General features: G+C 64.5%; 12 protein-coding genes. 3 read left to right on the forward strand and 9 right to left on the reverse strand.

Annotated elements, in window-relative coordinates; all coding sequences use genetic code 11:
• The 4 genes from EN969_RS05715 to EN969_RS05730 form a co-directional block, all read right to left on the reverse strand.
• On the reverse strand, positions 1 to 784 hold a 784-nt coding region (locus EN969_RS05715), incomplete at its 3' end, for a D-alanine--D-alanine ligase family protein (RefSeq protein WP_164758152.1).
• A 24-nt stretch (positions 785 to 808) separates the two neighbouring features.
• The gene (locus EN969_RS05720; protein ID WP_024501618.1) at positions 809 to 1426 is read right to left on the reverse strand and encodes a C39 family peptidase; all 618 of its coding nucleotides are present in this window, start codon (positions 1424 to 1426) and stop codon (positions 809 to 811) included.
• Positions 1427 to 1658: 232 nt separating this feature from the next.
• Positions 1659 to 2174: a hypothetical protein gene (locus tag EN969_RS05725; protein ID WP_013530757.1), complete on the reverse strand. Its 516-nt coding sequence runs from the start codon at positions 2172 to 2174 to the stop codon at positions 1659 to 1661.
• A gap of 186 nt (positions 2175 to 2360) precedes the next feature.
• On the reverse strand, positions 2361 to 2789 hold the full coding sequence (locus tag EN969_RS05730; protein ID WP_013530756.1) for a VOC family protein: 429 nt from the start codon (positions 2787 to 2789) through the stop codon (positions 2361 to 2363).
• A 318-nt stretch (positions 2790 to 3107) separates the two neighbouring features.
• Here EN969_RS05730 and EN969_RS05735 point away from each other — a divergent pair, with 318 nt between their 5' ends.
• A complete protein-coding gene (locus tag EN969_RS05735) occupies positions 3108 to 3410 on the forward strand; it encodes a hypothetical protein (protein WP_224621166.1) in 303 nt (100 codons plus the stop codon).
• On the opposite strand, the gene EN969_RS05740 is transcribed toward EN969_RS05735, so the two are convergent.
• The 3 genes from EN969_RS05740 to EN969_RS05750 all read right to left on the reverse strand — a co-directional run bounded on the left by EN969_RS05740 (position 3387) and on the right by EN969_RS05750 (position 6031).
• The gene (locus tag EN969_RS05740) at positions 3387 to 4586 is read right to left on the reverse strand and encodes a PLP-dependent aminotransferase family protein (protein ID WP_032807972.1); all 1200 of its coding nucleotides are present in this window, start codon (positions 4584 to 4586) and stop codon (positions 3387 to 3389) included. The genes EN969_RS05735 and EN969_RS05740 overlap by 24 nt on opposite strands.
• Before the next feature lie 175 nt (positions 4587 to 4761).
• On the reverse strand, positions 4762 to 5214 hold the full coding sequence (locus tag EN969_RS05745) for a GNAT family N-acetyltransferase (RefSeq protein ID WP_063170279.1): 453 nt from the start codon (positions 5212 to 5214) through the stop codon (positions 4762 to 4764).
• A 64-nt stretch (positions 5215 to 5278) separates the two neighbouring features.
• Positions 5279 to 6031: a pyridoxamine 5'-phosphate oxidase family protein gene (locus EN969_RS05750; RefSeq protein WP_063168570.1), complete on the reverse strand. Its 753-nt coding sequence runs from the start codon at positions 6029 to 6031 to the stop codon at positions 5279 to 5281.
• 35 nt (positions 6032 to 6066) lie between these two features.
• Between EN969_RS05750 and EN969_RS05755 the strand changes: the two genes are divergently transcribed.
• Positions 6067 to 7503, forward strand: coding sequence for a PLP-dependent aminotransferase family protein (locus tag EN969_RS05755; protein ID WP_127419018.1), 1437 nt, complete (start codon positions 6067 to 6069; stop codon positions 7501 to 7503).
• Between the two features lie 71 nt (positions 7504 to 7574).
• On the opposite strand, the gene EN969_RS05760 is transcribed toward EN969_RS05755, so the two are convergent.
• The gene (locus EN969_RS05760) at positions 7575 to 8069 is read right to left on the reverse strand and encodes a hypothetical protein (protein ID WP_224621167.1); all 495 of its coding nucleotides are present in this window, start codon (positions 8067 to 8069) and stop codon (positions 7575 to 7577) included.
• 114 nt (positions 8070 to 8183) lie between these two features.
• Here EN969_RS05760 and EN969_RS05765 point away from each other — a divergent pair, with 114 nt between their 5' ends.
• On the forward strand, positions 8184 to 8783 hold the full coding sequence (locus EN969_RS05765; protein WP_063168572.1) for a DUF922 domain-containing protein: 600 nt from the start codon (positions 8184 to 8186) through the stop codon (positions 8781 to 8783).
• 166 nt (positions 8784 to 8949) lie between these two features.
• On the opposite strand, the gene EN969_RS05770 is transcribed toward EN969_RS05765, so the two are convergent.
• A partial coding sequence (locus tag EN969_RS05770) for a Gfo/Idh/MocA family oxidoreductase (RefSeq protein ID WP_164758154.1) occupies positions 8950 to 9659 on the reverse strand: 710 nt, incomplete at its 5' end.

A 9659-nucleotide genomic window follows, 5' to 3' on the forward strand; every position in this document is an offset into this window, starting at 1 on the left:
CATAGGTGTAGAAGCCGTGCTTGCCGGCCGGAATGATCTCGCCGGGCAGCGACACCGTCAGCGACCCGTCGGCGCGCTCCAGCACCGAGAACTCGATCTCGCGGCCCTCGACGAATTCCTCGATCAACACTTTGCCGTCGTAGCGGAAAGCCGTGTCGATGGCCTGCTCGAAGCCGTCCCTGTCATTCACCTTGCTGACCCCGAAGGACGAGCCCTGGCGCGCCGGCTTGGCGAAGAAAGGCAGGCCGAGCGTCCCGGCAATCTCCTGGAAGGAATGCTTGCCGTTTCGATGCACGGTGACGGAGCGGGCAACCGCCAGTCCCGCCTCGCGCATCAGCCGCTTGGCGACGTCCTTGTCCATGGCGGCGGCCGAGGCGAGAATGCCGCAGCCGACATAGGCGACATCGGCGACCTCGGCATAGCCCTGCACCGAGCCGTCCTCGCCGAACGGCCCGTGCAGCACCGGGAACACGACGTCGATGGGGGGCAGCTCAGGCTGCGTACCATCCCGCGACACCGCAACCAGCCGGCCCTTGCCTCCGGGCAACAAAGCAACCTCCGGGCCGTCTTCGGAGGCCGGCGCCCCTGCCGCCTCATCGCCGATCGCCGCGGCGCGATCGAGTTGTTGCAGCAGCCACCTGCCGCCTCGCGAAATGGCGATCGGCACGATATCGTAGCGCGTGCGGTCGATCGCCTTCAGCACATTGGCGGCCGAAAGGCGCGACACGTCGTGCTCGGCCGAACGCCCGCCATAGAGGATGGCCACTCTTGTCTTGTCGGTCATCGAAATCCCTCGACTGTCAAAAAATCAAATGGCGACGGCAATGCCGCGATTGGCAAAGAAGCGGTCGAAATCGGCCGGTGACAACACTGCGTCTGCCTGTGTGGCGGGCTCATGGCCGGACGGGTTGTGAAAGCGGAAACCTTCGTCGGATGCCGCGGTGATCAGCACCAGATGGCCGCCCTTCGAGGGCGGCTCTCGCTCGGGCCAGCGGATCGAGCTGCTGACCGACGCGATGAAGAAGCGCGTCCGCTGCATGATCGCCGGAATGTCTGATGTGGCGACATTGGTCATCACCTCGGCGCGCAGGCCGAAGGCTTCCTTCACGAAGCTGACGAAGGGCGCGTAGATCAGCCCCTTGATCGATCCCTCATTGACGACATAGCCGCCATATAAGGTGCAGCGCCTGGCAAGTTCGATCGTCGGCACGATCTCGCCGCGGCTGGCCAGGATCATCTTGAGGCAGGCCATGCCGCAGATGTTGGCGGCCCAGATTGCGTATTCGTCGAGGGTCTCCGCCCCGGATCGCCTCCACAGCGGATCGCGCCTGAGCGCAACATCCGCGCCGTCGGCGAGCACGTCCAGCGTCATGTCAGGCGTTTCCCACTGGCTGAAAAACGGCACGGTTTCAGGCGGCGGGCTCATGCGGTCTCCTCGGTCGGCTGGTTCCATCTCGTATACGAGGATACGAGATGGATGAAAAGCCGTGACATTCAGTGGCGCGACCCAGAAGATGTCATCTTCCGTTTCGGTCAACCATCGCTGACTCCGGGGTTAGCGGAAGCCTCTCCCGCCTTCGTCATCCACAGGCGGAGCAGGAGCGAAGCTCCGTCGCGGAGACCCGAGGATGACGAACGTGGTGAATGCTGCGCGCCGCCTACTCGGCCTTCGCCCAGCCGAAAACCAGCCACGCATATTTCGATTTTTCGTAGGGTTCGACAGTGTAGGTCATCTGCATGTCGCCGTCCTTGGCGTAGATATCCAGCCGGGGCGCCGTATCCAGCTCGAGCCACGCCGAACTCTTGCTGAACGACCAGGTTCCGCACCAGACGCAAGGCCCCGACGTCGGATCCCCGGGCTGGTGAAAATTGTAGCGGCCGTCCGCCGTGATCTCCAGATAATCGAACGCCCCGTAAAACGCGGTCACCGTCTGCTGGAACTCACTGGCGGCCGCTTCCTGTTCCGGTGTCGGCGCATCCTTCATATCGCGCGGCGGCCGGATGGCTCCGCCGTTGAGTTTCCATTTGCCGACAAAATCCTTCTCGGTCGGAAGATATTCCTCCTGGGCCTGCGCCGATGAAATATAAGCAAAAGATGATATACTTGTGAGGCCAACGGCCCCGATTGCAAATAGAAGCGTGGCGGCACAGATCGCCCTTGCTGGGTTTTGCATAAAAAAAATATCTCCACGGGGGTAAGGGGAGTTTTATTGAAAATTTGTGGCGGACGTTGCTTCGGGACCGATTCCCGCCCGCCATTTGCACGGTTAGCATCGGGGCCACCGATCTGGCAACGCAAGGCAGCCTCTCTCCAGCATCGCCCATGCGTCCGCGATCCCGGCCGGCTGAATATCGGCAGCTTAGAAGGTGATCTTCACCGAAGCGGCGCTGCGACGATGCGGGCCGTGATGGACGGCCTCGATGTTGTTGCCGTCCGGATCGAGCAGGAAGGCGGCGTAATAGCCGGGGTGATAGGGCCGTTCGCCCGGCGCGCCATTGTCCGTGCCGCCGGCCGCCAGCCCGGCCTTGTAGAAGCCGTCGACCATGGCGTGGTCCCTTGCCTGGAAAGCCAGGTGATGGCGGCCGGTGAGTTTTCCCTGTGCGGCCCGGCTGTCGGCAGTGGAGACAAACAGCTCGTCGGCCCAGAAAAAGTCGGCGCCGCTACCGCCGATCGGGACATCGAGCGCCTGCAGGACCGCCTCGTAGAAACGCCGGCTGGCCGCGAGGTTTCTGACCACCAGTTGGATGTGGTCGATGAGCCGGCCGCGATGCAATTCCTGGGTTTCCATGAAAACGCCTCCTCGTGTGGGTTCGAATTTAGGTTGGGATAGGGCGTCGTCAATGCGGATACTTCCCAGCAGACAAAGGGCCCACCGGGAGGGGATCCGGCGGGCCTTTGGAAAGCATGTCTAGCCTTCAGGGGTCTGAGGGGGGATCAGACCTGGTAAGAACCTTTGTTGGCCGCGGAGGTTCCACCCGAACAAAAAAATTGCCGATGGCCCGTCCGCGGAATTCAAGCAGTGGAGGCGATTTCTTCGCGAGACCACTCACAGTTTGGAACCTTCCGCTCGCAACCGGGTTTGGTGGCGCGGTGGGAGGAATTGCGATTGGATTGTTTTCAGAGGCTCGAAGCGCTGGTCGACAGCGCCGGTGTCGACGATATCGAGGAAGCAACCGCTCTGCTGCGCCGGTTCAAGGGCAGGTCGCGCGAGGTCGCGGCAGCCATCGACGAATTCATGCTCGATTTCATGACCTTGGTCTTCGTCGTCGAAAACGGCGAAGAAGGTTTCGAAAGGCCGGTCCGCAAGCTCGCTCGCACCAGGCTTTCAAAGCTTGAGCGGCTGGTGACTGTAACGGCGGAGGAAAAGCCGGCTTCCAGCGCCGGCCTATCCCTTCAGGATGGCGGCTAGCCTTGGAATGCCTTCGCTCACCGCGCGCCGGTCGGCGAGCGTGAAGGACAGCCGCAGTGTGTTGCGCCCGGTGCCATCGGCATAAAAGGCGTTGCCCGGCACGAAGGCGACCCGCGCTTCCTTCACCGACCGAGCCAGAAGCTCGGTGGCGTCGGCCCCTTCCGGCAGTGTCACCCAGACGAACATGCCGCCTTCCGGGCGGCTCCAGGTCACGCCTTCGGGCATGTGGGCTTCCAGTGCCGAGAGCAGCCCGTCGCGGCGCTCGCGATAGGCGTCGATGAGTTTTTCCACCTGGCCTTCGAACACGGCTTCGGCGACGCGATGCATCACCACCTGGTTGATCGACGGGCTGTGCAGGTCCGAAGCCTGCTTCATCAGCACCAGCTTCTCGACAATGTGGCGCGGCGCGCACACCCAGCCGACCCGCATGCCCGGCGACAGGATCTTCGAGAACGAGCCGCAATAGAGCGTGCGCGCCTTGTCGATGCCGCCGGACCGGGCACAATCGAGCGCCAGGATCGGCGGCTCGCCCTCGCCGTCATAGCGCAGCGCGCGGTAAGCGGCATCCTCGATGACGGCGATGTCGAGTTCGCCGGCAAGGTCGAGCACCGCCTCGCGCTGCTCACGGTTCAGCGTGTTGCCGGTCGGGTTGGCGAAATCCGGCACCAGATAGGCGAATTTGGCCTTGCCGCCATTGGCGGCCGCCGCCGCGCGATAGGCATCGGGCGTCATGTTGCCGCCGGCCGGGGTCAGCCGGTCGTAGCGCGGCTCATAGGCGTTGAAAGCCTGCAGCGCGCCGAGATAGGTCGGCCACGTCACCAGCGCGGTGTCGCCCGGCGACAGGAACAGCTTGCCGAGATAATCCAGCGCCTGCTGCGAGCCGGAGGTGATGAAGATGTTGGCCTCGTCGCAGGCGACGCCGAGCTTGCCCATCTGCCCGGCGAGCCAGCGCCGCAAAGGCAGATAGCCTTCCGAGACCTGGTACTGCAGCGCCGCGCCCGCCTCGGCGCCACCCAGCACATCGGCATAGGCGTCGCGGATCGCCTCGGCCGGGAACAGCGCCGGATCGGGAATACCGCCGGCAAACGAGATGATGTCCGGCTGGTCGAGCAGCTTCAGCAGCTCGCGGATTTCGGACGCTTTCATGCGCGACGAGCGCGAAGCCAACAGGTTCATAAGGGTCACGGCACGCCTCCCCGACGCTGCAATATAGGTCAACTTGACTGACCTATATCCCCTCTTGGCCGCGAATTGAAGTGTGCCTGAACGGTTTCCCGAATGCGCCAGCACTGGCGCACTGCTCGAACGCCGCGAGCAGTTCCACAAAAGTGTTGCAGCGTTTTCCGACCGCCTAAAGGCTCTTCTTGTAGCCGAGATGGCTGCCGGTGAAGCCGAGGCTTTCGTAAAAACGATGCGCGTCCGCCCGCCCTTTGTCGGTGGTCAGTTGAACGAGGCCGCAGCCGCGCGCGCGGCACGCGTCGATCGCCCATTCGATCATCTGCCTGCCGATGCCGTCCGAGCGCCTGTGGCCGGCGACCCGAACCGCCTCGATCTGGCCGCGCCACGCGCCCTTGCGCGAGAGCCCGGCAAGGAAAGTTACCTGCAAGGTGCCGACCACCTCGCCGCCATCCACGGCCACCGCCAGCAGCTGATTGGGATCGGCGTCGATGGCGTTGAAAGCGTCGACATAACCTTGCGCCAGCGGCAAGGAAGCGTCCTCGCGGCCGGCGCCAAGCGGATCGTCGGCCAGCATGGCCACGATATCAGGCAGGTCGGAGGCCTGCGCACGGCGGAAGGTGATCATGGTGTCGAGATATCGCGAGGCGGCGGCAGCGGCAAGATTTGAATACGTTCCCACTAGGCGCGGGCTAAACTTCGCCCTCATAAACCCGCTGCGCCTGCGTCAGCGCCTCATCGAGCCGCGCGCCCTCGGCATATCCAGCCAGGTTCCGCGGCCGCTCCATGTCAGGCATCAGCCTCGGACACGGCTCGGCGGCGCCGACCACCATCCGCACCGGGATGACGCCGGCCCAAACCGGATGCCCGTAATCCTCCTCGTCGTCGCCGACGCCCTTGGCGCGTACCTTCGCCGATGCCTCTTCAATACGCATGCCGATCACCGTCGTCGCCTTGGCCTCCTGCGCCGAGATCGGCCTCAGGGTCTCGCTCCGGCCGGGATAGAAACGGTCGACGACGCCGGCCAGCGCCTTCAGTTTCTCCTGCGGCTCGTCGACGATTCGCGCCGTGCCGAAACACATCGCCGAGCGGTAGTTGGCCGAATGGTTGAAGCCCGAGCGCGCCAGCACCAGCCCGTCGAGATGCGACACCGTGAGACAGGCCGGCGTGCCGCCGCGCAGATTGCGCAGCATGCGGCTGGCCGACGAGCCGTGCCAGTACAGCATGTCGTCCTCGCGCCAGTGGATGGTCGGCGTGCAATAGGGCTGGCCATCGAACGTATAGGCGACATGGCACAGCAGCCCGGCATCCAGCACCGCGAAGACTGCCGCATGGTCGTAGCTGCCGCGCTCGTGCAGGCGCTTGACGCGGTTGCGGCTGGTGGTCGGAAAACTGGCTGGCGTGTCGTTCACGGCTTGCATCCTTGGTTGTCGTCTGCCAACCATGCGCCATGACATTGGTCGATAAAAGAACCAATCCCATGAAGAAAAACCGGACCAATTTTCCGGATTGGTCGGCGCTGATCCCGGTCCTGCCGGGCGACGGCCCGCGCAGCCGCGAGCTTTATGCGGCGCTCAGGCGGCTGATCGAGACCGGCGCGCTGGCCACCGGGGCGAAACTCCCGACCACCCGGGATCTCGCACAGCGCTTCGGCCTGTCGCGTTCGGCGGCGGTTGCCTGTTTCGAAATGCTGATCTCGGAGGGGTTTGCGGTCGCCAAGGTCGGCGCCGGCACCTTCGTCGCGCCTGATGTGCCGCATCTGCCGCTGACGCTGATCAAGCCGCGTCCAGCGGAGATCGACGTCGCGGCGTCGCTACCTTGCGGCCTTGGCGTTGCGGTCTCCGATCCGCGCACGCTTGATATGTTTCGCATCCTTCTGTCGCGCCCCCTCCCCCGCCCCGGACCGGAGCATTTCCGCTATGGCGACCCGCGCGGCGGCCTGCCGCTGCGCACGGCAATTGCCACCTATCTCAGGACCGCACGCGGCGTGCGCTGCGACGCCGGCCAGATCGTGCTGACGTCGGGCACGCAGCAGGGGCTCGATCTCCTGGTGCGTGCAGCACTTCGTCCCGGCGATGCCGTCTGGATCGAAAACCCCTGCTATCCCATGGCGCACGCCGTGCTGGCCGGCAGCGGGGCCACGGTTTTTGGCGTACCCGTCGACGCGGAAGGGCTCGATCCCGAGATCGGCGAAAGCCTGTGCTCCAAGGCGCGCGCGGCCTATGTCACGCCCTCGCATCAATATCCGCTCGGCGTGACGATGACGATGCGCCGCCGTCTCGCTTTGCTCGACTGGGCGCGGCGCAACGATGCCTGGATCATCGAGGACGATTACGACAGCGAGTTCCGCTATGCCGGCCCGCCGCTGACCTCGCTGCAGGGCATGGACGGCTCGGGCCGTGTCGCCTATCTCGGCACCTTCTCGAAAATCCTCTTCCCCGGCCTGCGCATCGGCTATGTCGTGGTGCCCGAAGCGCTGCTCGATGCCGTGATGGCGGTCAGGGCGCGCTCCGACCGCTTCCCCTCGACGCTGGCCGAAGGCGCGCTGACCGACCTGTTGAACGAGGGCCATTTCGCCGCGCATCTCAGGCGCGTGCGCCGCCGGGTGCAAGCCGCGCGCGACGTGCTGGTCGCCGGCCTCGAGACGCATTGCGGCGATGCCCTCGAGGTAACCGTGCCCGAACAGGGGCTGCACTTGATGGCGACGCTGAAGCACGCCGGGCCGGACACGGCGATCGTCGAGGCGGCGAAGGCGGCAGGTGTCGGCGCCAGGGCCTTGTCCTCGATGTTCATCGGCGGGGCGTCCCGGCAAGGCCTGGTGCTGGGTTTTTCCGGGTTTTCGGACGAGGAACTGATGGCCGCGACGGTACGACTGGGTGGGGTGATGGGCCGCAGTCCCGGCCGCCAAACTACCTGATCCTGCTCAAACAATCCTAGGGCGAAGCAGGAGCGCAGCTCCGTCTCGGAGGCCTTCGGATGACGAAGTCCTCAATCCCCATCGGCGGGCTGGGCCTTGCCGCACTGCGCCAGCACCTTGCCGATGGCCGCGCTTGAACCCTTCAGCGGAAAGCTGATCTCGCCATATTTGGCTGAACTGACCGACACATCGCCCTTGCCGCGCAACAGGTCGAGCAGCGGATCGGCTTTCGCCAGGTTGACCACGAAGTAGTTGTACATGGCCTCCAGCTGCAGCGCCTTAGTTACCGTCTTGCCGTCGGCCTTGAACGCGAACGAACCGCTGATGCCAGGCTCCAATTGCCGGCCGTTGGCGCCGAGATCGTAGCTCAGCACCGGCGTGTCGAAACAGGTCAGCATCAGATACGCATCGCCTTTCGGCCCGCCGCAGACCGAGGCCGTCAGCACGCTGCCGCCCTCGTCTTCCTCCATCCTGGCGCTCCAGCCGCCGCACGACGCGGCAAACGCCGGTTGCGCGGCCTGCAGGACCGCTACCGCACCGGCGACGACGAGATGTGCAACTCTCATGGCTCCCCCAACTGCCTTCAGGGCATTTGCAGCGCCCGTCGCAAGCATATAGGAAAAAGCGATCCGATGGCATTGCCCCTTGCGGCAGCCGGTCCTGTTTCGCGGAGAGTTGGATTGAGAGCCTGCATTCGCCTGTGTCTGTCCTTTGCCGCCCTGCTGGCCTTGCCGCTCACCGCTCATGCCGAGTGGAAGCCGGTCGAGAAGATCGAGCCCTACGCGATCTCGGGCCAGTCCGGCGCCGAACTCTACCGCTCGATCGGCGAGAAAGGGCCAAAGCTCGGCATTGCCCGCGCCATCGCCTACACCAATTTCAAGCTGACCTGGGGGCTAAGGGATTACAAGCCCAGCGGCAAGGACTGCGTGCTGACGGCCGGGCGGCCGAAGCTGATCGTCACCTACACTTTGCCGAAACCCTCCCGCTCCCTCCCGCCCGCCGTCCAGAAGAACTGGGACACCTTCATCGCCGGCGTCGCCGCCCATGAGAAGGTGCATGGCGCCAGCATGGTCCAGATGGTCCACGACATCCAAGCCGCGACGGACGGCCTGACCGTCGCCGACGATCCCAAATGCAGCAAGACCAGGGCCGAGGTGGTCAAGCGGCTCGACGCGATCTCGAAGGCGCGGGTGCAGGCAAGCCGCGACTTCGACCGTATAGAATTCGGCAATGGCGGCAATTTGCAGAAACTGGTTTTTTCGCTCGTGACCGGCCCCTGAAGCCACCTGACACGGATCAGGAGGCGGGCACTGATGACTTACCAGGCGCAGCAATTGAAGCTGCCGATCTCCCCCCTTGCGAGGGAGATGGCCGGCAGGCCAGAGGGGAGTCTGACAGAACTCGGCCCCTTCCAGCTACTGCGGTATGGGCGCGAGGTGCGAGCCCTCACCGCGTTTCCGCGTTCGCTCTCAGCTCGGCCCGCTTCTCGTCCGACACCACGGCCAGATCCAGCACCTTCTGCAATTCGGCCGCATGGCGGAAGGACGGTTCGGCCTGCACGCCCGTGCGCACCGCGTCAGTGAAACGCTGGTAGTTGGTCTCCACCGTGCCGGGGTCGAGCTCTTCCCATATGGCGTTCTCGACATTCTCCCCCACGCATGCCTTGAGCGTCGAACCGTCGAGATTGTGCACCACTTCGATGCCGCCCTTCTCGCCATAGATGCGCAGACGCAGTTCGTTGAGATGGCCTGTTGCCCAGCGGCTGGCATGCACCACGCCGAAGGCGCCGTTGGAAAAATCCAGCGTCATGGCGAAGCTGTCATTGGCGTCGAGTCCGTAGTCGCCGATGCGGTTGCCGGGCGCCTTGTCGAAGGCGCGCAGCCGGCAGAAGACATGGTCGATGTCGACGGCTGCGCCATAGCTGGCGAAATCGAGGATGTGGATGCCGACATCGCCGAGCACGCCATTGGAACCGTGGCCGCGCGACAGCCGCCACAGCCATTTCGGATCGGTGCGCCAGTCGCCCCAGAATTTCGACACCAGCCAGCTTTGCAGGTAGGACGCCTCGACATGCCTGACCGTGCCGATCTCGCCCGCTTGCACCATCTGGCGCGCTTTCTGCAGCGCGGCCACATTGCGATAGGTGAGGTTCACCA

The organism is Mesorhizobium sp. M7A.F.Ca.CA.003.01.2.1 (genome assembly GCF_003998945.1).
Lineage (GTDB): Bacteria > Pseudomonadota > Alphaproteobacteria > Rhizobiales > Rhizobiaceae > Mesorhizobium > Mesorhizobium ciceri.

Coding starts and splice junctions, on each gene's coding strand:
- EN969_RS05720 (WP_024501618.1), bottom strand. CDS start 1,426: ATGAGCCCGCCGCCTGAAACCGTGCCGTTTTTCAGCCAGTGGGAAACG.
- EN969_RS05725 (WP_013530757.1), bottom strand. CDS start 2,174: ATGCAAAACCCAGCAAGGGCGATCTGTGCCGCCACGCTTCTATTTGCA.
- EN969_RS05730 (WP_013530756.1), bottom strand. CDS start 2,789: ATGGAAACCCAGGAATTGCATCGCGGCCGGCTCATCGACCACATCCAA.
- EN969_RS05740 (WP_032807972.1), bottom strand. CDS start 4,586: ATGAACCTGTTGGCTTCGCGCTCGTCGCGCATGAAAGCGTCCGAAATC.
- EN969_RS05745 (WP_063170279.1), bottom strand. CDS start 5,214: ATGATCACCTTCCGCCGTGCGCAGGCCTCCGACCTGCCTGATATCGTG.
- EN969_RS05750 (WP_063168570.1), bottom strand. CDS start 6,031: ATGGTTGGCAGACGACAACCAAGGATGCAAGCCGTGAACGACACGCCA.
- EN969_RS05755 (WP_127419018.1), top strand. CDS start 6,067: ATGAAGAAAAACCGGACCAATTTTCCGGATTGGTCGGCGCTGATCCCG.
- EN969_RS05760 (WP_224621167.1), bottom strand. CDS start 8,069: ATGAGAGTTGCACATCTCGTCGTCGCCGGTGCGGTAGCGGTCCTGCAG.